Origin of the sequence: Pseudomonas sp. GW456-L13, from assembly GCF_017350115.1 — a bacterium.
GTDB classification, from domain to species: Bacteria; Pseudomonadota; Gammaproteobacteria; order Pseudomonadales; family Pseudomonadaceae; genus Aquipseudomonas; species Aquipseudomonas jessenii.
The window spans coordinates 2,056,155-2,076,909 of the sequence record NZ_JACNAS010000002.1 but is presented as its reverse complement, the minus strand read 5'-3'; the positions used below and the strand labels follow the sequence as shown (position 1 = coordinate 2,076,909).

The following is a 20,755-nucleotide window of genomic DNA, read 5'->3' as shown; positions in this document are numbered from 1 at the left end:
AACACAAAACCCTGTGGGAGCGGGCTTGCCCGCGAAGAGGTCCGCATGAACGACGCAGATCTCGATCATTAACCTGAGCGTAACGATCCACCACTCTGCTTGATTGATACCCCCAACCAACACTCCTAAGGTGACCCCCACGACAGCGAACCCGTGGAGTGGTCATGACAACAACAATATCCCCCGACTCGCGATGGACGCGGCGGCGCAGCGAAAAGCAGCGGCGCCTCGAGCTGGTGCGAGGTCTTGCCGACGGTGTGGTGTTGCCCACCGACAACATCGTCGCGGCGCTTGAAGCGCTGATTCTGCCCGGCGACCGCGTGGTGCTCGAAGGCAACAACCAGAAGCAGGCGGATTTCCTTTCCCGTTCCCTGGCCAAGGCCGACCCCGCGAAGCTGCATGACCTGCACATGATCATGCCCAGCGTCGGCCGCGCCGAGCACCTGGATCTGTTCGAACGGGGCATCGCCCGCAAACTCGACTTCTCTTTCGCCGGCACCCAGAGCCTGCGCATCAGCCAGTTGCTCGAAGACGGCCTGCTGGAAGTCGGCGCGATCCACACCTACATCGAACTCTACGCACGGCTGGTGGTGGACCTGATTCCCAACGTCGTGTTGTCGGCCGGGTTCATGGCCGACCGCGCCGGCAACATCTACACCGGGCCGAGCACCGAAGACACCCCGGCGCTGATCGAACCGGCGGCCTTCAGCGACGGCATCGTCATCGTCCAGGTCAACCAGTTGGTGGACGACGTCAGCGACCTGCCGCGCGTCGACATCCCCGCGTCCTGGGTCGACTTCGTGGTGGTGGCCGACAAGCCGTTCTATATCGAACCGCTGTTCACCCGCGACCCTCGGCACATCAAGCCTGTGCACGTGCTGATGGCGATGATGGCGATTCGCGGGATCTACGAAAAACACAATGTGCAGTCGCTCAACCACGGCATCGGTTTCAACACCGCTGCCATCGAATTGATCCTGCCGACCTACGGCGAATCCCTCGGCCTCAAAGGCAAGATCTGCCGTAACTGGACGCTCAACCCGCACCCGACGCTGATCCCGGCGATTGAGAGTGGTTGGGTCGAAAGCGTGCATTGCTTTGGCACCGAACTGGGGATGGAGAACTACATTGCGGCGCGGCCGGATGTGTTCTTTACCGGGCGCGACGGCTCCCTGCGTTCCAACCGGATGTTCAGCCAGCTGGCCGGGCAATACGCCGTGGACCTGTTCATCGGCGCGACTTTGCAGGTCGATGGCGACGGCCATTCTTCCACCGTCACCCGCGGGCGCTTGGCCGGTTTCGGCGGCGCACCAAACATGGGCCACGACCCACGCGGTCGTCGCCATGGCACGCCGGCCTGGCTCGACATGCGCAATACCGATGTGGCCGAGCCGATGCTCGAACGCGGCAAGAAACTTGTGGTGCAGATGGTCGAGACCTTTCAGGAGGGCGGCAAACCGACCTTCGTCGAAACCCTCGATGCGGTGGATGTGGCGAAGAAAAGCGGCATGCCACTGGCGCCGATCATGGTCTACGGCGACGACGTCACCCACTTGTTGACCGAAGAAGGCATCGCCTACCTGTACAAGGCGCGCTCACTGGAAGAACGCCAGGCGATGATCGCCGCCGTCGCCGGAGTGACCGCCATCGGCCTGCGCCACAACCCCAAAGACACCGCGCGCATGCGCCGCGAAGGCCTGATCGCCTTGCCCGAAGACCTCGGCATCCGCCGCACGGACGCCACCCGCGAACTGCTCGCGGCGAAAAGCGTGGCCGATCTGGTGGAGTGGTCCGGTGGCCTCTACAACCCGCCCGCCAAGTTCAGGAGCTGGTAATGCACGCACTTAACCTGCAACCAAAAAGCCTGAGCCTGGCCGAACGGCTGGCGGACCTGGCAGTGGATGCGCTGATCGACGAGGCTGATCTGTCGCCGAAACCGGCACTGGTCGACCGTCGCGGCAATGGCGCCCACACCGATTTGCACCTGGGGCTGATGCACGCCTCGGCTCTGTCCTTGTGGCCGGCCTTTAAAGAAATGGCGGAAGCCGCCATCGAGTTCGGCGAGATCGGCTTGCCCCTGCGCGAAGCCGTGGGCCGCATCGGTCGCGAAGGTGAGCAAGCCATGCTCGACACCACCGGCGGGGTGAACACCCATCGCGGGGCGATCTGGGCCTTGGGCTTGCTGATCACTGCCGCTGCACTGGAACCTCAATCCTGCAACGCCAATAGCGTGGCGTTACGGGCGGCGCGGCTGGCCCTGCTCGACGACCGTTTTGCGCCACGTCCGCTCAGTCACGGTGCGCAAGTCGCCCAACGCTACGGTGCTCGCGGTGCCCGTGAAGAAGCGCAACTGGGTTTTCCGGCGGTGACCCAACGTGCACTGCCACAACTGCTGCGCAGCCGCGCCGCCGGTCATGGCGAGCAGAACGCCCGGCTCGACGCACTGTTGGCGATCATGACGAGTCTGGCCGACACCTGCGTGCTTTACCGCGCCGGTGAAGAAGGCCTGCACACCATGCAACTGGGCGCCCGGGCGGTGCTCGATGCGGGCGGCAGCGCCAGCCTCGGCGGACGTCGCCGCCTGCATGAGCTGGACCAACAACTCATCGCGTTGAATGCCTCGCCCGGTGGCGCTGCCGACCTGCTCGCAGCCTGCCTGTTCATCGACCGTATCGCGTCTGGCGACGGCCTTATCCAGGGAGTGTTTTGATGGAAACCTTATCCTTTGAATTCCCCGCCGGGCAGCCGCCACGCGGTCGCACCCTGGTGGGTTGTGTCGGCTCTGGCGATCTGGAAGTGCTGATCGAACCGGGTCAGGCCGGCAAGTTGACGATCAATGTGCAGACCTCGGTCAACGGCAGCGAACAACGCTGGCGGCATCTGTTTGCACGGATGTTCGACGGTCAGACACCGCCGGCGATGGACATCGACATCCACGATTTCGGCGCGACACCCGGCGTGGTGCGTCTGCGTCTGGAACAGGGCTTCGAGGAGATCGGCCATGACTGACAGCGCATCTTTGCTCAACAAGCACAGCTTCGTCGAACTCGGTGCCCGGCAACGGGCCAAGGCCCTGCTCGATGCCGGCACCTTCCGCGAACTGCTCGACCCCTTTCAACGGATCATGTCGCCGTGGCTGTCGCGCCAGGGCGTGGTGCCGCAAGCCGACGACGGCGTGGTGATCGCCAAGGGCAATCTCGATGGTTTGCCGGTGGTGATCGCGGCCATCGAAGGCGCGTTCCAGGGCGGCAGCCTCGGTGAAGTCGGCGGAGCAAAAATTGCCGGCGCGCTGGAACTGGCCGCCGAAGACAACCGCAACGGTATCCCGACCCGCGCCGTGCTGCTGCTGGAAACCGGCGGCGTGCGCTTGCAGGAAGCCAACCTCGGCCTGGCGGCAATTGCCGACATCCACGCGGCGATTGTCGATTTGCAGCAATACCAACCCGTGGTCGGTGTGGTGGCGGGCAGCGTCGGTTGCTTTGGCGGCATGTCGATTGCCGCCGGGTTGTGCAGCTATCTGTTGGTGACCCAGGAAGCGCGGCTCGGCCTGAACGGCCCGCAGGTGATCGAACAGGAAGCCGGACTCGAGGAGTACGACTCCCGCGACCGGCCTTTCATCTGGAGCCTGACCGGTGGCGAGCAACGCTTCGCCAGTGGTCTGGTGGATCGCTATGTTGCCGACGACGTGGCGCAGATCCGCCAGCAGGTGGGTGAGTTACTCCAGCAAGGATTGCCAGCGCAACCGCGTAGCCAACAGGCCGGGTTGTTCCTGCAACGGTTGGCGCGTCTGGATGCCGAACCGCAAATCGAGCCGTCTGTGGTTCGCGATCTGTACCAAGGAGAACGCCCATGAGTTCGTATTCCCTGCGAGGCTTGAACTGGTTCAACGCCTTGAGCGCCGGAGCGAAAGCGGTCGAGGGTTTGCCGGCTTCGCTGAAGGTCGCGGACGCCGTGCTGGGCGATCAGCCTGTGCGTTTCCTCGCGGTGGTGGCCGACCCGGAAAACCGCTTCGTCCGTGCACGTAACGGCGAAGTGGGTTTGCTCGAAGGCTGGGGCCTGGCCAAGGCCGTGGATGAAGTCATCGCCACCGATCAAAACAAGGCACGCAAGCGCGCTCTGATCGCCATCGTCGACGTGCCGAGCCAGGCTTACGGTCGACGGGAGGAAGCCCTCGGCATTCATCAGGCGCTGGCCGCTGCGGCGGGCAGTTATGCCCGTGCCCGTCTGGCCGGTCATGCGGTGATCGGTTTGCTGGTGGGCAAGGCGATGTCGGGCGCGTTTCTGGCCCACGGCTATCAGGCCAATCGCTTGATCGCCCTGCGCGATCCGGGAGTGATGGTGCACGCCATGGGCAAGGCGTCGGCGGCGCGTGTGACCTTGCGCAGCGTCGAAGAGCTCGAAGCCTTGGCTGCCAGCGTGCCGCCGATGGCCTATGACATCGACAGCTATGCCAGCCTCGGGTTGCTGTGGGAAACCTTGGCGGTGGAGAAGATCGAGCAGCCGACGGCGGCGGATCTGGCGCGGGTGACCGAGTGCCTGCATCAGGCGATTGACGATGTGGCCGCCGCTGGCCGTGATCTGAGCGGTCGGCTGGGTGCGGCCAATCGGGCGGCGTCGAGCAAGGTTCGTCAATTGCTGAGAGCGCAGTGGTGAGCAGGCTACTGGCTCACGACCTGCTGTGGGGCATGACCCCGCAGCAGTTGCCTGCGGATGCGCCTGCGTGGGTGATCGAGTCGATCAGTGCCGGCCAGCCGGTGGTAGTCCGTCGCGCCTTGAGCGCGGCGAGGCAGGTGGCGGTGGGCGTGCGCGGGCCGTTGCGCGAACAGCGATTTGCCGCGGTGATGGACGTCGCCGCCATCACCCGGCGGGTGCAGCCGGAAGAGCTTCGCCATGTTCAAGGCCGGCGCGATTTCCCGGCGCTGCGTGCCTTGGCGCAACTGCGTTCGCACCTCGATGACAGTGGTTGGGTCTGGGGTGTCAGCGGCAGCGCCGGGTTCGAGTTGGCCAGTGGGTTTGCCGCTTTGCACGAGGGCAGCGACCTCGACCTGATCCTGCGTACGCCACGTCCATTGAGTCGTGTCGACGCGCAGGCGTTGGTGGCCATTCTTGATGCCGTCGTGTGCCGCGTGGACCTGCAACTGCAGGCACCGTCGGGCGCCGTTGCCTTGCGCGAATGGGCCGGTGCTTCGTCGCGGGTCCTGCTGAAAAATGCCATTCAAGCCACCCTGGTGACTGATCCGTGGAATCCACAGGAGCAAGCAGCATGAGCAGCTTGCTGGTGTTCCCCGGCCAGGGCGCGCAACAGCCCGGAATGCTGGCGCGTTTGCCTCGGGAAACGTTGAACGAGGCGAGCGACCTGCTCGGTGAGGATGTGACGCAGCTGGATTCTGCCGAGGCGTTGCAGTCGACGAGGGCGGTTCAGCTTTGCCTGCTGATCGCCGGCGTCGCTGCTTCACGCCAGTTGGGCATGGCGCCGGACTACGTGGCCGGCTTGTCGATCGGCGCTTACCCGGCAGCGGTGGTGGCCGGTGCCTTGGGTTTCAGCGATGCGCTGCATCTGGTCAGCCTGCGCGGTGAGCTGATGCAGCAGGCTTATCCACAGGGCTACGGCATGACCGCGATCATCGGTCTGGACCTGGCCACGGTGGAAGGATTACTGGCCCGGGTGCACAGCGCGCAAATGCCGGTTTATCTGGCCAATATCAACGCCGATAACCAGGTGGTGATTGCCGGTAGCGACGCGGCGATGAAAGCGGTGGCCGGGTTGGCGAAAGGTTGCGGAGCGGGCTTGGCCAAGCGTCTGGCAGTGGGCGTGCCGTCCCACTGCCCATTGCTTGAGGCGCCCGCGCAACGGTTGGCCGAAGCCTTCGCCAAGGTGCCGCTGCACACCCCGAAGATGGGCTACCTGAGCGGCAGTCGCGCGCGTCCGCTGATCAAGCCTGAAGCCTTGCGTGACGACCTGGCCTTCAACATGTGCCGCATCGTCGATTGGCGCGGCACGGTACAAAGCGCCTACGAGCGCGGCGTACGTCTACAGATCGAACTGCCGCCCGGTGCGGTGCTGACCGGACTGGCGCGCCGGGTGTTCGAGCAGGGCACCGTGATTGCCTTCGACGGTGCACGGCTCGACACCTTGCAGGCGCTGATGCGTGAGGAGGGAAGCCGCCACCCTTAGATCATCTGACTTAAGGCTTCGCACAACAAAAACAACATTCGAAATGCACTTTGAGGACTACAGCAATGATTATTTACGGTGTGGCGCTGTTGGCGATCTGTACGCTGGCAGGGGTGATCATGGGGGACATGCTCGGGGTGTTGCTGGGTGTGAAGTCAAACGTCGGCGGTGTCGGGATCGCGATGATCCTGCTGATTTGCGCACGGTTGTGGATGCACAAGCGTGGCGGCATGACCAAGGATTGCGAGATGGGCGTCGGCTTCTGGGGCGCGATGTACATCCCGGTGGTGGTGGCGATGGCGGCGCAACAAAACGTGGTCACGGCGCTGCATGGTGGTCCGGTGGCGGTGTTGGCAGCGATCGGTTCGGTGGTGATCTGCGGCTGCACCATTGCCCTGATCAGCCGGACCCATAGAGGCGAACCCTTGCCCGATGAACCGGTGGATGTAACGCCGGTTGGCGCACCGGCAGGAGGTCGCTGATATGTGGGAACTCATCAAGAACGGTCTGGAACACAACGGTCTGGTCACCGCATTCGCCTTTGTCGGCGTGATCATGTGGGTGTCAGTAGTGATCTCCAAACGCCTGACCTTCGGGCGTATCCACGGCTCGGCGATTGCCATCGTCATCGGCCTGGTGCTGGCCTGGGTCGGCGGCACGATGACCGGCGGGCAAAAAGGCCTGGCGGACCTGACCCTGTTTTCCGGCATCGGGCTGATGGGCGGCGCCATGCTGCGGGACTTCGCCATCGTCGCCACGGCCTTCGAGGTGCAGGCCACTGAAGCGAAAAAAGCCGGCTTGATCGGCGTGATCGCGCTGCTGTTGGGCACGGTGCTGCCGTTTATTGTCGGCGCGTGCATGGCCTGGGCATTCGGTTACCGCGATGCGGTGAGCATGACCACTATTGGCGCCGGTGCGGTGACTTACATTGTCGGGCCGGTGACCGGCGCGGCCATTGGCGCCAGTTCCGATGTGGTGGCGCTGTCGATTGCCACCGGTCTGATCAAGGCGATTCTGGTGATGGTCGGCACGCCGATGGCAGCGCGCTGGATGGGCCTGGACAATCCGCGCTCGGCGATGGTGTTCGGTGGGCTGGCCGGGACGGTCAGTGGCGTGACTGCCGGTTTGGCGGCGACGGATCGGCGCCTGGTGCCTTATGGCGCGCTGACCGCGACCTTCCACACCGGGCTTGGGTGCTTGCTGGGGCCTTCGTTGTTGTACTTCATTGTTCGCGGGATTGTCGGGTAGTCCGCTGCATCGTCATTGAATGTTCAGACGTCATCGCGAGCAAGTTCGCTCCCACAGGGAATAGCATTCCTATGTGGGAGCGAGCTTGCTCGCGATGGGGTCGATAAGGTCTCAAGCCTGCCGATTGGCATACATCCGACACTCCGCCAGCAACGCCAGCAGATTCGGATCACGCTCCTTGGCTTTCAGGAACACCACGCCAATGTGCTGCTGCAACCGGTACTTTTCCTGCAACGGGATCAGCTTCACCCGGTTCTCGTACACCGCCGCAATCCGCCCCGGCAGCAACGCATAACCCACGCCCGAACTGACCATGCTCAGCAGGGTGAAGATGTCGTTGACCTGCATCGCCACCTTCGGTTCGAACCCTGCCTGCTCGAATACCCGCTTGCCGTCCTGATGGGTGGCGAAGCCCTGGGTCAGGGTGATGAAGGTTTCGTCGCGGACCTCGGCCAGGTCGACTTCGGTTCGCTGGGCAAACTTCGAGTCGGCGGGGGTGGCGAGGAAGATGTCGTCGGAAAACAGCGGGATCTGCTCGCAATCCGGGTCGTTGACACTGTCGTCCAGCGACACCAGGGCCGCATCGACTTCCATGTTCTTGAGCTTGTAGAGCAGGTCGATGTTGGAGCCCAGAATCAGGTCGATGTTGAGCTCGCTGCGGCGGATCTTCAAACCCATGATCAGTTGCGGCACGGTCTTGACCGTCAGTGAATACAGCGAGCCCAGCTTGAAACGTTCGGCGGAGAACCCGGCGGCTTCGCGGGTCAGGCGCACGCTTTCGACGACATCCTGAATCAGCTTCTGCGCCCGCTCTTCCAGCACATAGGCGCTTTCCAGCGGCGTCAGGCTGCGGCCCTCGTGCTTGAACAGGGGGCAGCGCAGGGCGCTTTCCAGGGAATGGATCGCCCGATGCACGCTGACGTTACTGGTCTGCAATTCGGCAGCGGCCCGCGCCAGGTTGCCGGTGCGCATGAAAGCCAAGAACACCTCGAGTTTTTTCAGGGTCAACTCTTCATCGATCAGCATGGGGCGGACTCTTTTTGGAATGACTCGATTGTGCCCAATTACTCCGGGCCCGTCGTACAGAAACATTGCGCTTTTACGCTTCAAGCCTGAGCCTTGCGCTTTGCGGTAACGAATTTCGAGGTGAGCAACGCATGTATCACGGGGAAAGACTGAACGCCTGGACGCATCTTGTTGGGGCCGTGGCGGCGTTTATCGGCGGGGTGTGGCTGATTGTGCTGGCCAGTCTCGACGGCAGTCCGTGGAAGATTGTCAGCATGGCGATCTACGCCTTTACCCTGATGGTGCTTTACAGCGCGTCGACCGTGTACCACAGCGTGCGTGGGCGCAAGAAAGCGATCATGCAGAAGGTCGATCACTTTTCGATCTACCTGTTGATCGCCGGCAGCTACACGCCGTTCTGCCTGGTGACCCTGCGCGGGCCGTGGGGCTGGACGTTGTTCGGGATTGTCTGGGGACTGGCGCTGATCGGCATCCTGCAAGAGATAAAGCCGCGTTCGGAAGCGCGGATTCTGTCGATCGTGATTTATGCGGTGATGGGCTGGATTGTACTGGTGGCGGTCAAGCCGCTGCTCGCGGCGCTGGGCGGCGCCGGGTTTGCGTGGCTGGCATCGGGCGGGGTGTTGTACACCGTGGGGATTATCTTTTTTGCCCTCGATCATCGCCTGCGCCATGCCCACGGGATCTGGCATCTGTTCGTGATCGCCGGGAGTTTGCTGCACTTTGTGGCGATTTTGTTTTATGTCCTTTAAGGCTGCACCGGGACCAGGCGATCCAACTGCTCCCGGGCTCGACGGCTGAATACCTGCAACAGATTGTTCAAGGTGTGGGGCGGTGGTTCGGCGGCGCGGGTCACTGCGTACAGGGTGATGGGTAACGGCGGTGCCAGAGGGCGGATCGTTGTGGTGGCGGGAGAGGCGCCAAGGGCGGTGAACGGATCGATCACCGCCAGGCCCGCGCCAGATTCCACCATCGCCCGTGCCAATGAGTAGGTTTGCACGGCGATGCGTACCCGGGGCGGCGGTTCTACCGCTTCCAGGTAACTGTCGAGCCGCGCGGCCAGCGGATCGGCGCTGGATAAACCGATCAGCGGCGCATCCGCCAACGCCATCAGTGGCAACGGTTTACCCACCTCTTCCTGAGGCCAGTAACCACTCGGCGCCAGCGCCACCAGCACGCCGGACGCCAGCGCCTGGGCCTTGAGCCCCGGGTGATCCGGGCGTTGCAGGGTCAGGGCGACATCCACTTCGCGCATCAACAGGTTCTGCACCAGTTCGCGACTGTGGGCGCTGGAGAGTTCGCAAACGATGTCCGGGTAACGCCCGGTCCATTCGTGAATGGCCGGTGGCAGCAATGACAGGGCCAGCGCCGGGGTGGCACCGATGCGCAGGCTGTGGCCAGGTTCGCGGCGCAGGCTCTGCGCCAGGCGCCGCACGCCTTGCAGGCTTTCGCTGACCTTGTCCACTTCGCGCTCCAGCTCCAGCGCTTCCGGGGTCGCTTGCAACTTGCCGCGCACCCGCAGGAACAACGAGAAGCCCAATTGTTGCTCGGCGTGTTGCAACACCTTGCTCACCGCCGGCTGCGAGACATGCAGCAATTGCGCGGCGGCGCTGATTGAGCCGGTCTGGCGGATGGCCTGGAAAATCTCGATATGGCGAAGGCGCATGGCAAGTCCATAACCTTTGTTTATGGGTTTGCCATCTTTATGCATTGTTCAACGTCTGTCACCTGGCTCTAACCTCGGTGTCGTCTTCACTACGGTTTTAAGGACGGACATGGCTCAGCGTGTGTGCATCATCGGTGGCGGCGTGATTGGCCTGGCAACGGCCTATGCGCTGGTGCGCGACGGCTTCGAGGTGACGGTGGTCGAGGCACGGGACTCGCTGGGCAGCGAAACCAGCTTCGCCAACGGCGGCCAGTTGTCCTATCGCTATGTCGCGCCGCTGGCCGACGCCGGTGTGCCTTTGCAGGCCATCGGCTGGATGCTGCGCGGCGATTCACCGCTGAAGTTGCGCCCGCGCTTCGACCCGGCCCAGTGGCGCTGGATGGCATCGTTCCTCGGCGCCTGCCGCCGCTCGGTCAACCGCGAGAACGCCGCGCACTTGCTGCGCCTGGCGTTGTTCAGCCAGGACACATTGAAGTCCTGGCGCGAGGATGATGGACTGGCGGGATTCCAGTGGCGGCGCAATGGCAAACTGGTGACTTTCCGCCAGAACAGCAGCTTCGAGCATGCGCGCCAAGGCCTGGCCGACCCGCAGCAACAGCAAGTGTTGTCGCCGGCCGAATGCGCGCAACTGGAACCGGCGCTGATCGATGCGCCCTTTGTCGGGGCAATCTACACCCCGGACGAAGAGGTCGGCGACTGCCACGGCTTCTGCCAGCAACTGGCCGCGCGGCTGCAAGCATCCGGCCGTTGCGAGTTTCGTCTCGGGCAAGCGGTGACCGGCATTCGCCACAGCAACGGTAGTGTCAACGCCATCGAACTGGGCGGGCAATTGCTGTCGGTCGATCAACTGGTGATCGCTGCCGGTCACCGCAGTCCGTTGTTGGCGCTACCCGGGCTGCAACTGCCGCTTTATCCGCTCAAGGGCTACAGTCTGACCGTGCCGATCGGCGCCGGTCACCGGGCACCGGACGTGAGCATCACCGACTACGACCGCAAGATCGTCTACGCCCGCATCGGTAAGCAATTGCGAGTGGCGGCGATGGTCGACATCGTCGGCTTCGACCCTGCTTTGGACCCCAAGCGTCTGGCGCTGATCAAGCGTCAGGCCCGTGACACCTTTCCAAATGCCGGCGCCTATGACGAAGCCGTCGAGTGGGCCGGCATGCGCCCGGCCACCCCCAGCGGCGTGCCGTTGCTGGGCGCGACGGCGTATCGCAACCTGTGGCTCAACCTCGGCCACGGCGCGCTGGGTTTCACCCTGGCATGCGGCAGCGGGCGCTTGCTCAGCGAGCTGATCGGCGAGCGCCGGCTTTCCATTGACCTTCAGGGTTTCAGCCACCGGGCTGCCTGAATACTGATTTCTGAAAAGGACACTGCAATGACCATTACCCGACTGCACAGCAACCCGCGCCTGTCTGGCGCCGTGACCTTTGGCGACCTGGTGTTTCTCTCCGGGCAGGTGCCGGGCGATGCCCTGGATGCCACCGGCCAGACCCGCGAAGTGCTGGCGAAAATCGATACCTTGCTGGCCGAGGCGGGCAGCGACAAGGATCATCTGCTCAGCGCGACCATTTACCTGAAGAACATCACCGAGGATTTCGCCGCGATGAATGAGGTCTGGTCGGCCTGGCTATCGCCGGGGCAGGCACCGAGCCGCACCACCGTGCAGGCCGAACTGGCCCGCCCGCAGGTGCTGGTGGAAATCACCGTCATCGCTGCACGCGTCTGATAAACCAACACCCACAACGGAGAATAACAATGCAAAAAAACACGTTGCTCGCTTGTACGCTTGGCCTGTTGCTCGGCAGTCAGGTTCAGGCCAATGAAGCGCCGCTGACCGGCACCCTGAGCAAGATCGCCAGCGCCAACAGCATCACCCTGGGCTATCGCGATGCTTCGGTGCCGTTCTCCTACGTGGGTGATCACAGCGGCAAGCCGATGGGTTACTCGGTGGATCTGGCGGGCAAGATCGTCGAGCGCATCCAGCAGCAACTGGCGCTGCCGGACCTGAAGGTGAAGTACAACCTGGTGACCTCGCAGACCCGCATTCCACTGGTGCAGAACGGCACCGTGGACCTGGAGTGCGGCTCCACCGGCGTGACCGCCGAACGGCAGAAGCAGGTGGCGTTCTCCTATGGCTTCATCTATGTCAAAGGCCAGTTGCTGACCGCGAAGGACAGCGGGATCAAGAATTTCGCTGACCTGCGCGGCAAGAACGTGGTGACTACCGCCGGCACCACCAACGAGCGCTTCCTGAAAAGCTACAACGTCGATCACAAGATCGACATGTTCGTGATCAGCGCCAAGGACCACGGCGAAGCCTTCCAGATGCTGCAGTCGGGCCGGGCGGCGGCGTTCTACATGGACGACGCGCTGCTCTACGGTGAGCGCGCCAAGGCCAATGACCCGCACAAGTGGGTGGTGGTCGGGGAGGAGCAATCGCGGGAGATCTACAGCTGCATGGTGCGCAAGGACGATCCGCAGTTCCTGGCGCTGGTCAACGGCGCGTTGGCGGATCTGTACAGCTCGGGCGAGATCAATGGCATCTACAAACGCTGGTTCGAGCAGCCGATCCCGCCGAAGGGTTTGAACCTTGAGTTCCCGATGACCAGCGAACTCAAGGCGATCATTGCCAAACCGGTGAGTGATCCGGTGCAGTAGCCTAGAAATCACCCCAGAGTTGCTGGGCCACCGCCAGTGCAACAACCGGCGCGGTTTCGGTACGCAGCACCCGTGGACCGAGGCGGGCGGCGTGGAAGCCGCCGGCCTTGGCCTGATCGACTTCGGCATCGGACAAACCACCCTCCGGACCGATCAGGAATGCCAGATTTGAAGGTTTGGCGTGGCTCACCAACGGTTCTGCCACCGGGTGCAGCACCAGTTTCAACTCGGCTTGTGCCTGCTTCAACCAGTCAGTCAGCAACAGCGGCGGATGAATCACCGGCACCCTTGAACGCCCGCACTGTTCGCTTGCGCTGATCGCCACCTGGCGCCAGTGCAGCAGGCGTTTGTCGGCGCGCTCGTCCTTGAGTCGGACTTCGCAGCGCTCTGTGAAGATCGGGGTGATTTCAGTGACGCCCAGTTCCGTGGCTTTCTGGATCGCCCAGTCCATGCGTTCACCCCGGGACAGGCCCTGGCCGAGATGGATTTGCAGCGGTGACTCGATCTGCCCGGCGAAGCATTCATCGACCTGCACCACGACGCGCTTTTTGCCGACGTCGACCAGCCTGGCGCGAAACTCCTGGCCCGAACCGTCGAACAACTGCAACGCATCGCCCTCGGCCATGCGCAGCACTCGGCTGATGTAGTGGGCCTGGGCTTCGGGCAACTCGTGCTCGCCGATGCTCAGGGGGGCGTCGATGAAGAAGCGGGACAGTCTCATGCTGGGTCTCTGAAAAAGGGTGTTGGTCATGGAACGGTGGGGACTTCTGTGGGAGCGAGCTTGCTCGCGATGACGATCTGACATTCACCATTGATGGTGGCTGGAAGACCGCTATCGCGAGCAAGCTCGCTCCCACATTGACCGCATCATCAGCCCGGATCACGGAACCCCGGGTGGAAGTCCTTCGGCACCGCCACGCTGACGCTGTCACGGGTCGCGATGTCGATCCCTTCGCTGGCCACTTCGGCAAGGAAGTCGATCTGCTCCGGGGTGATCACATACGGCGGCAGGAAATACACCACGCTGCCCAATGGACGCAGTAAGGCACCGCGCTCCAGGGCGTGCTGGAACACCTTCAAACCACGGCGTTCCTGCCACGGCCAAGCCTCTTTGCTGGCCTTGTCCTTGACCATCTCGATGGCCAGCACCATGCCCGTCTGGCGCACTTCGGACACGTTCGGGTGGTCGACCAGATGCGCCGTCGACGTAGCCATGCGCTGCGCCAGGGCCTTGTTGTTCTCGATGACGTTGTCTTCTTCGAAGATGTCCAGGGTCGCCAGGGCCGCCGCGCACGCCAGCGGGTTGCCGGTGTAGCTGTGGGAGTGCAGGAAGGCGCGCAGGGTCGGGTAGTCGTCGTAGAAGGCGCTGTAGACCTCGTCGGTGGTCATGCACGCCGCCAGCGGCAGATAGCCGCCGGTCAGGGCTTTGGAAAGGCACAGGAAATCAGGGCGGATGCCAGCCTGTTCGCAGGCGAACATCGTCCCGGTGCGGCCGAAGCCGACGGCGATTTCGTCGTGGATCAGGTGCACGCCGTAGCGGTCGCAGGCTTCTCGCAGCAATTTGAGGTACACCGGGTGGTACATGCGCATGCCACCGGCGCCCTGGATCAGCGGCTCGACGATCACCGCCGCGACCGTGTCGTGGTTTTCGGCCAGGGTCTGCTCCATGGCGGCGAACATGTTGCGCGAGTGTTCTTCCCAGCTCATGCCTTCGGGGCGCAGGTAGCAATCCGGGCTCGGCACCTTGATGGTGTCCATCAACAGCGCTTTGTAGGTCTCGGTGAACAGCGGCACGTCACCCACCGACATCGCCGCCATGGTTTCGCCGTGGTAGCTGTTGGTCAGGGTGACGAAGCGCTTCTTGTTCGGCTGACCGCGATTGAGCCAGTAGTGAAAGCTCATTTTCAGCGCGACTTCGATGCAGGACGAGCCGTTATCGGCGTAGAAGCACCGGGTCAGGCCTTCCGGCGTCATCTTCACCAGGCGCTCGGACAACTCGATCACCGGTTGATGACTGAAGCCGGCCAGGATCACATGTTCGAGCTGGTCGACCTGGTCCTTGATGCGCTGGTTGATCCGCGGGTTGGCGTGTCCGAACACATTGACCCACCAGGAGCTGACCGCATCGAGGTAGCGTTTGCCTTCGAAGTCTTCCAGCCACACGCCTTCCCCGCGCTTGATCGGGATCAGCGGCAGTTGCTCGTGATCTTTCATCTGGGTGCAGGGATGCCACAGCACGGCGAGATCGCGTTGCATCCACTGATTATTCAGGCCCATTTTCACTCTCCTGGAGGCGGTCCGTTACCTGCGCGGACAAACAATCGCGCAAGCCTATGCAATGCGTGCCGCGGGGACAACCCATTGTGTCGAATGAGCTACTTTGTACAGGCCGATAGACGTTGCTGGCGGGCGTCTGAAGGCTGACGTATCCTTCGCGGCTCTTGAGCCGTCTGGCTCGCAAAAACTACTGTTTTCCTCGTGTGATTCCGGAGTTCGCTGAATGTCTGTCGGTTGGCTGCGCGCCTGTGCGCTGGTGATGTTGGGGCTGTTCAGCGTGTCTGCGCTGGCCAAGGATAAAACCGCGATCGTGATCGGCGGCGGCCTGTCGGGCCTGACTGCCGCGTACGAGCTGCAGAACAAGGGCTGGCAGGTCACGCTGCTGGAAGCCAAGTCGAGCCTGGGCGGCCGTTCCGGCATGGCCACCAGCGAATGGATCGGCAATGACAAGGCCCAGCCGGTGCTGAACAAGTACGTCTCGAACTTCAAGCTGAGCACCACGCCGGCCCCTGAATTCGTGCGGACCCCAAGCTACCTGATCGATGGGGAGTATTTCTCCGCCGCCGATCTGGCGACCAAGCAGCCAGCCACCGCCGAGGCGCTCAAGCGTTTCGACAAGACCGTGGACGATCTGGCGCGCTCGATCGACGACCCGCTGAACCCGGCCGCCAACAACACCCTGCACGCGCTGGATCAGATCAACGTGTCGAGCTGGCTCGACAAGCAGAACCTGCCGGCCACCGCCCGCCAGTTGATCAACCAGCAGATCCGTACCCGCTACGACGAACCTTCGCGCTTGTCGCTGCTGTACTTCGCGCAGCAGAGCCGCGTCTACCGTGGCGTCTCCGATCGTGATCTGCGTGCTTCGCGCCTGGTTGGTGGCAGCCCGGTGCTGGCCCAGGCCTTCGTCAAGCAGCTGAAAACCATTAAGACCGCTTCCCCGGTCTCGGCCATCAGCCAGGACAAGGACGGCGTCACCGTCAAGGTCGGCAGCGTCGGCTACCAGGCCGACTACGTGGTGCTGGCTGTGCCGTTGCGCGCCCTGAACAAGATCCAGATGACCCCGGCGCTGGACGCACAGCACCTGGCGGCGATCAAGGGCACCAACTACGGTTGGCGCGACCAGATCATGCTCAAGTTCAAGACGCCGGTGTGGGAAAGCAAGGCGCGTATGTCCGGCGAGATCTACAGCAACACCGGCCTGGGGATGTTGTGGGTCGAGCCTGCCCTGAAGGGCGGTGCCAACGTGGTGATCAACCTGTCCGGCGACAACGCCCGCGTCATGCAGGCGTTCGGCGACAAGCAGATGGCCGATCAGGTACTGATTCGCCTGCACGCTTTTTATCCACAGGCCCGTGGTTCGTTCACCGGTTATGAAATCCGTCGCTACAGCACCGACCCGTCGACTGGCGGTGCCTACCTGGCCTTCGGCCCGGGCCAGATCAGCAAGTTCTGGCGCCTGTGGGAGCGCCCGATTCAGCGCGTAGCCTTCGCTGGCGAACACACCGACACCCTGTACCCGGGCACCCTGGAAGGCGCGCTGCGTACTGGCCAGCGTGCGGCCAGCCAGGTTGAAGACCTGGCGGCAGGCAAGTCGTTCGAACCGGCGAAAGTGGGTCCGGCCGCCGCAGCGGCGGGCGCTGGTGCGGTGGTGGCGAAGAAAGGCAATTTCTTCAGCAACCTGTTCGGCGGCTCGGATGACGAGAAGAAACCAGAGCCAGTCAAGGCACCTGAGCCGGTAGCACCGGCAACTCCGGCACCTGCTCCAGCACCGGTTGCTGCACCGGCACCGGTCGAACCACCGAAGCCTGCGGCACCGGTGAAAACCGAGCCTGCGAAGAAGGCACCGGCCAAGGCCCCAGCCAAGACCGAAACGAAAAAGGCCCCGGCCAAGGCTCCGGTTAAGAAAGCCGAGACGGCGAAGAAGCCAGCGGCCAAACCTGCGACGGACACTGTGACCAAGGCTCAGTAACGTTCAGGTGTAAAAAAGCGCGGCCCCAGGGTCGCGCTTTTTTTTGCCATCAAATATCAACCATCCGGTTTGGCTGTGCGGTCCTACATGCTGCTGCGATGCATCAGAAGCTTCTCACAAAAGATTCGGAGCTAAATGACAAGCGGCAGCCATCAGGTGTCTGGATCGGGGAGGGCGGAGCCTGCCAGGACGGCACCGGTCAAAAATGTTGAATCGGAGAGCAGTGGGGCCACTGACACCAAGGCTCAGCAACGCTCAGGCGAAAAAAACGCGGCTCAAGGGCCGCGTTTTTTTTGCCTGGAGAAAAACCTGGACCAGAATCGAATAAACCTTTTGATACAGGTGTTCTCCGGTTTGTATTCACTTTTTCTCACAATTTCGCGTTTAATCTTTCCTTAACTCGCAGGCTTCAGACTCTTGATCGCATTTTTCGATATTTCAAAGCAAATTTTTCCGCTTTAATTCGATAGATAACTCGATAGTCTTGGGCCAGCACTTACAGGATCTAGGCAATGCAGCTACGTAACTCTACCTCCCGCTATGGCTGGGTCAGTATCGTCATTCACTGGGTTGTGGCACTGGCGGTCTTCGGTCTGTTCGCGCTTGGGCTGTGGATGGTCGGGCTCGACTACTACAGCACCTGGCGCAAAGACGCGCCGGACCTGCACAAGAGTATCGGCCTGGTGTTGCTGGGTGTGATGCTGCTGCGGGTGCTGTGGCGCTTCATCAGCCCACCGCCGCCAACCCTGGCCAGCTACAGCCGCATGACGCGCTTGGGCGCCCATTTCGGCCATGGCTTTCTGTACCTCAGTCTGTTCGCTGTGATGATTGCCGGTTACCTGATTTCCACCGCCGAAGGTGTCGGTATCCCGGTGTTTGGCTTGTTTGAAGTCCCTGCGCTGGTATCCGGACTGCCGGACCAGGCAGATACCGCTGGCGTGATTCACCTCTACCTGGCGTGGGTGCTGGTAATTTTTTCCGGCCTCCATGCGTTGGCAGCATTGAAGCACCACTTTATCGACCGTGATGTGACCCTCAAGCGAATGCTGGGTCGCAAAGCCTGAAGTTCAACCTCGACTCCAAAGGAAAACAAAGCATGTTGAAAAAGACTCTGGCCGCTCTGGCAATCAGTTCCGCCCTGTTGTCCGCCGGTAACGCCATGGCCGCTGACTACGTGGTCGACAAAGAAGGCCAGCACGCCTTCGTTGACTTCAAGATCAGCCACCTGGGCTACAGCTTCATCACCGGTACTTTCAAGGACATCGACGGCAAGTTCAGCTTCGACGCTGCCAAGCCTGAAGACAGCAAGATCGAGTTCAACGTGAACACCGCCAGCGTTTTCACCAACAACGCCGAGCGTGACAAGCACATCTCCAGCAAAGACTTCCTGAACGCCAGCAAAGCCACGTTCGTTTCCACCAGCGTCAAACCCACCGGCAAAAACGCCGCTGGCAAGGACACTGCCGATGTAGCTGGCGACCTGACTATCCTCGGTGTAACCAAACCAATCGTGGTCAAGGCTACTTTCCTGGGTGAAGGCAAGGATCCATGGGGCGGCTACCGTGCAGGCTTCGAGGGTACTTTCAGCCTCAAGCGTTCCGACTTCGGCAAGCAGAAAGACCTGGGCCCATCGTCCGATGCGGTTGAGATGTACGTGACCTTTGAAGGTGTAAAAGCGAAGTAATGCTGAGACTGTAGGAGCGAGCCTGCTCGCGATAGACCTGAGAGCGCCGCGGAGCATCAGGCTTCCAGCGTTATCGTTGACGAACATCGCGAGCAAGCTCGCTCCCACAGGTTTTTGCACTGATCAAAAAAATGCCCCGGCTCTTTCGAACCGGGGCATTTTTCATTGCAGCGATAACTCAGCGATTGCGGGTCAGCAGCGCTGGCTTCTCACCACGAGGACGGCTTGGCAGTTGATCCAGCTGCTCAGGTGTCGGGAAGCGATCCGCCTTCGACTCCTTGTGCATGATCTTCGGCGCCGGGCCGCGCGGGTTCTGTACGGCAGGTTCCGAACGTGGCTGGTCGTCACGGGCCGGCCGGCGATTGCGCGAATCTTCGCGACGGGCCTGGCCGTCGCGCGGTGCGCCACTGCGAGGGCCGTTACGCTTGGCTGGCGGGGTGCCGGTGCTGGCGCCATCGCTGTTGCGCGGACCGCTCTGGCGACCTTGTGGCTTGCCGGAACGTGGAGCGCCCGAACCTGCCGCGGTGCCTTGCGCCGGAGCACCCGGGCGACGGCCACGGCCTTGCGTAGGCTTCTGTTGCGGCACGTAGTCGACGCGGTTGCCGAAGTTATCGATATCGTCGTCCAGGAACTCGTCCGGGGCGCGGTCAGCGGCGGCACGAGGAGGCTGCGACGGACGCTGTTCGCGAGCCGGAGTGCCTTCACGTGGTTTCTGCTGACGGGCCGGGCGCTCGCCGCGTTCGCCGGCCGGTTTTTCCTTGCCCTTGTCCTTGCCTTTGTCCTTGCGACCACCGCCGCCACCGCTGCCGTTCGGACCGTCGCCGCGCGGGCCACGTGGATTGCGCGGGTTGCGCATGTCCGGACGCTCGCGCACTTCAGGCTTTTCCGCCTCGATGGTGCTTGCATCGAAGCCCATCAGGTCGCCGTCGGCGATTTTCTGCTTGGTCATGCGTTCGATGCTTTTCAGCAGTTTTTCTTCGTCCGGGGCTACCAGCGAAATCGCCTCGCCCGAACGACCGGCACGGCCGGTACGGCCGATACGGTGTACGTAGTCTTCATCGACATTCGGCAGTTCGAAGTTGACCACATGTGGCAACTGGTCGATGTCCAGGCCGCGGGCGGCGATGTCGGTGGCCACCAGGATGCGCACAGTGCCGGCCTTGAAGTCGGCCAGGGCTTTGGTGCGGGCGTTTTGGCTCTTGTTGCCGTGGATCGCGACGGCGCTCAGGCCGTGCTTGTCCAGGTACTCGGCCAGGCGGTTGGCACCGTGCTTGGTGCGGGTGAACACCAGTACCTGTTCCCAGGCGCCAGCGGTGATCAGGTGGGCCAGCAGAGCGCGCTTGTGGCTGGCCGGCAGGCGGAATACGCGCTGTTCGATACGCTCGACCGTGGTGTTTGGCGGCGTGACTTCGATGCGTTCCGGGTTGTGCAGCAGCTTGCCGGCGAGGTCGGTGATGTCCTTGGAGAAGGTCGCCGAGAACAGCAGGTTCTGGCGTTTGGCCGGCAGACGGGCCAAGACCTTTTTCACGTCATGGACGAAGCCCATGTCGAGCATGCGGTCGGCTTCGTCCAGCACGAGGATTTCCACGTGGGACAGATCGACGCTGCCTTGGCCGGCCAGGTCGAGCAGGCGGCCAGGGCAGGCCACCAGCACGTCTACGCCGCGGGACATGGCCTGAACCTGCGGGTTCATGCCGACACCGCCGAAGATGCAGGCGCTGACGAACTTCAGGTCACGGGCATAGACCTTGAAGCTTTCATGCACTTGCGCGGCGAGTTCGCGAGTCGGGGTCAGGACCAGTACGCGCGGTTGGCGCGGGCCGTGACGCTGGGACTTGTCCGGATGACCGTTGGGGAACAACCGCTCCAGGATCGGAAGGGCGAAACCGCCGGTTTTACCAGTACCTGTCTGTGCCGCGACCATCAGGTCGCGACCTTGCAACACGGCGGGAATGGCCCGCTGTTGCACCGGAGTAGGCTCGGTATAGCCCGCCGCCTCGATGGCGCGGACTAAAGCCTCGGAGAGACCGAGGGAAGCAAAGGACATGA

Annotated in this window: 21 protein-coding genes; 16 read left to right on the top strand and 5 right to left on the bottom strand. The window is 62.6% G+C overall.

From position 1 onward, the window contains the following. Nucleotides 1-164: 164 nt before the first annotated feature. The 9 genes from mdcA to madM all read left to right on the top strand — a co-directional run bounded on the left by mdcA (nt 165) and on the right by madM (nt 7,423). Nucleotides 165-1,835, top strand: a complete 1,671-nt coding sequence (mdcA, locus tag J4D25_RS23630; RefSeq protein WP_057712930.1) for a malonate decarboxylase subunit alpha — start codon at nt 165-167, stop codon at nt 1,833-1,835. Next, nucleotides 1,835-2,710 (top strand): triphosphoribosyl-dephospho-CoA synthase, encoded by an 876-nt coding sequence (locus J4D25_RS23625; protein ID WP_057712931.1) that lies wholly within the window; start codon nt 1,835-1,837, stop codon nt 2,708-2,710. Before mdcA ends, J4D25_RS23625 begins: the two co-directional genes overlap by 1 nt. Then, complete coding sequence (locus J4D25_RS23620) at nt 2,710-3,009, top strand: malonate decarboxylase subunit delta (RefSeq protein ID WP_057712932.1); 300 nt, start codon at nt 2,710-2,712, stop codon at nt 3,007-3,009. The genes J4D25_RS23625 and J4D25_RS23620 overlap by 1 nt, the downstream gene beginning before the upstream one ends. Next, the gene (locus J4D25_RS23615) at nt 3,002-3,853 is read left to right on the top strand and encodes a biotin-independent malonate decarboxylase subunit beta (RefSeq protein WP_057712933.1); all 852 of its coding nucleotides are present in this window, start codon (nt 3,002-3,004) and stop codon (nt 3,851-3,853) included. The genes J4D25_RS23620 and J4D25_RS23615 overlap by 8 nt, the downstream gene beginning before the upstream one ends. Continuing rightward, nucleotides 3,850-4,653: a biotin-independent malonate decarboxylase subunit gamma gene (mdcE, locus tag J4D25_RS23610; protein WP_057712934.1), complete on the top strand. Its 804-nt coding sequence runs from the start codon at nt 3,850-3,852 to the stop codon at nt 4,651-4,653. Before J4D25_RS23615 ends, mdcE begins: the two co-directional genes overlap by 4 nt. Next, nucleotides 4,647-5,267, top strand: a complete 621-nt coding sequence (locus J4D25_RS23605; RefSeq protein WP_057712935.1) for a malonate decarboxylase holo-ACP synthase — start codon at nt 4,647-4,649, stop codon at nt 5,265-5,267. Before mdcE ends, J4D25_RS23605 begins: the two co-directional genes overlap by 7 nt. Then, the gene (mdcH, locus tag J4D25_RS23600; RefSeq protein WP_057712936.1) at nt 5,264-6,175 is read left to right on the top strand and encodes a malonate decarboxylase subunit epsilon; all 912 of its coding nucleotides are present in this window, start codon (nt 5,264-5,266) and stop codon (nt 6,173-6,175) included. Before J4D25_RS23605 ends, mdcH begins: the two co-directional genes overlap by 4 nt. Nucleotides 6,176-6,240: 65 nt before the next feature. Next, nucleotides 6,241-6,657, top strand: a complete 417-nt coding sequence (madL, locus tag J4D25_RS23595; protein ID WP_057712937.1) for a malonate transporter subunit MadL — start codon at nt 6,241-6,243, stop codon at nt 6,655-6,657. A 1-nt stretch (nt 6,658) separates the two neighbouring features. Beyond that, nucleotides 6,659-7,423: a malonate transporter subunit MadM gene (gene madM, locus J4D25_RS23590; RefSeq protein ID WP_057712938.1), complete on the top strand. Its 765-nt coding sequence runs from the start codon at nt 6,659-6,661 to the stop codon at nt 7,421-7,423. A gap of 111 nt (nt 7,424-7,534) precedes the next feature. Here the strand turns inward: madM and J4D25_RS23585 are convergent, their stop codons facing one another. Then, nucleotides 7,535-8,449 (bottom strand): LysR substrate-binding domain-containing protein, encoded by a 915-nt coding sequence (locus J4D25_RS23585; RefSeq protein ID WP_057712939.1) that lies wholly within the window; start codon nt 8,447-8,449, stop codon nt 7,535-7,537. A 131-nt stretch (nt 8,450-8,580) separates the two neighbouring features. Between J4D25_RS23585 and J4D25_RS23580 the strand changes: the two genes are divergently transcribed. Then, on the top strand, nt 8,581-9,198 hold the full coding sequence (locus J4D25_RS23580) for a hemolysin III family protein (RefSeq protein ID WP_057712940.1): 618 nt from the start codon (nt 8,581-8,583) through the stop codon (nt 9,196-9,198). On the opposite strand, the gene J4D25_RS23575 is transcribed toward J4D25_RS23580, so the two are convergent. After that, nucleotides 9,195-10,112 carry a LysR family transcriptional regulator gene (locus J4D25_RS23575; RefSeq protein ID WP_057712941.1) on the bottom strand — a complete coding sequence of 306 codons (918 nt, stop codon included), beginning with the start codon at nt 10,110-10,112 and terminating at the stop codon, nt 9,195-9,197. The two genes, J4D25_RS23580 and J4D25_RS23575, sit on opposite strands and share 4 nt — an antisense overlap. Nucleotides 10,113-10,221: 109 nt before the next feature. Between J4D25_RS23575 and J4D25_RS23570 the strand changes: the two genes are divergently transcribed. Genes J4D25_RS23570 through J4D25_RS23560 form a run of 3 tightly spaced genes read left to right on the top strand, consistent with a single transcriptional unit; the run spans nt 10,222 to nt 12,773 of the window. Continuing rightward, a complete protein-coding gene (locus J4D25_RS23570) occupies nt 10,222-11,463 on the top strand; it encodes a D-amino acid dehydrogenase (protein ID WP_057712942.1) in 1,242 nt (413 codons plus the stop codon). A gap of 27 nt (nt 11,464-11,490) precedes the next feature. Then, nucleotides 11,491-11,841: a RidA family protein gene (locus J4D25_RS23565; RefSeq protein ID WP_057712943.1), complete on the top strand. Its 351-nt coding sequence runs from the start codon at nt 11,491-11,493 to the stop codon at nt 11,839-11,841. A 29-nt stretch (nt 11,842-11,870) separates the two neighbouring features. After that, entirely contained in the window at nt 11,871-12,773 is a 903-nt protein-coding gene (locus J4D25_RS23560; protein ID WP_057712944.1) for a transporter substrate-binding domain-containing protein, read from the top strand. Nucleotide 12,774: 1 nt separating this feature from the next. Here J4D25_RS23560 and J4D25_RS23555 read toward each other — a convergent pair whose 3' ends face one another. Together J4D25_RS23555 and J4D25_RS23550 are read right to left on the bottom strand one after the other, a co-directional pair. Then, nucleotides 12,775-13,494 carry a 16S rRNA (uracil(1498)-N(3))-methyltransferase gene (locus tag J4D25_RS23555; RefSeq protein WP_057712945.1) on the bottom strand — a complete coding sequence of 240 codons (720 nt, stop codon included), beginning with the start codon at nt 13,492-13,494 and terminating at the stop codon, nt 12,775-12,777. 149 nt (nt 13,495-13,643) lie between these two features. Continuing rightward, the gene (locus tag J4D25_RS23550; protein ID WP_057712946.1) at nt 13,644-15,050 is read right to left on the bottom strand and encodes an adenosylmethionine--8-amino-7-oxononanoate transaminase; all 1,407 of its coding nucleotides are present in this window, start codon (nt 15,048-15,050) and stop codon (nt 13,644-13,646) included. Between the two features lie 223 nt (nt 15,051-15,273). Between J4D25_RS23550 and J4D25_RS23545 the strand changes: the two genes are divergently transcribed. The 3 genes from J4D25_RS23545 to J4D25_RS23535 all read left to right on the top strand — a co-directional run bounded on the left by J4D25_RS23545 (nt 15,274) and on the right by J4D25_RS23535 (nt 18,706). Further along, nucleotides 15,274-17,022, top strand: a complete 1,749-nt coding sequence (locus J4D25_RS23545) for a flavin monoamine oxidase family protein (protein ID WP_057712947.1) — start codon at nt 15,274-15,276, stop codon at nt 17,020-17,022. A gap of 512 nt (nt 17,023-17,534) precedes the next feature. After that, nucleotides 17,535-18,086 (top strand): cytochrome b, encoded by a 552-nt coding sequence (locus J4D25_RS23540; protein ID WP_057712948.1) that lies wholly within the window; start codon nt 17,535-17,537, stop codon nt 18,084-18,086. A 32-nt stretch (nt 18,087-18,118) separates the two neighbouring features. Further along, on the top strand, nt 18,119-18,706 hold the full coding sequence (locus J4D25_RS23535) for a YceI family protein (protein WP_057712949.1): 588 nt from the start codon (nt 18,119-18,121) through the stop codon (nt 18,704-18,706). Nucleotides 18,707-18,884: 178 nt separating this feature from the next. Here J4D25_RS23535 and J4D25_RS23530 read toward each other — a convergent pair whose 3' ends face one another. Beyond that, the gene (locus J4D25_RS23530) at nt 18,885-20,753 is read right to left on the bottom strand and encodes a DEAD/DEAH box helicase (RefSeq protein WP_057712950.1); all 1,869 of its coding nucleotides are present in this window, start codon (nt 20,751-20,753) and stop codon (nt 18,885-18,887) included. Nucleotides 20,754-20,755: the final 2 nt, after the last annotated feature.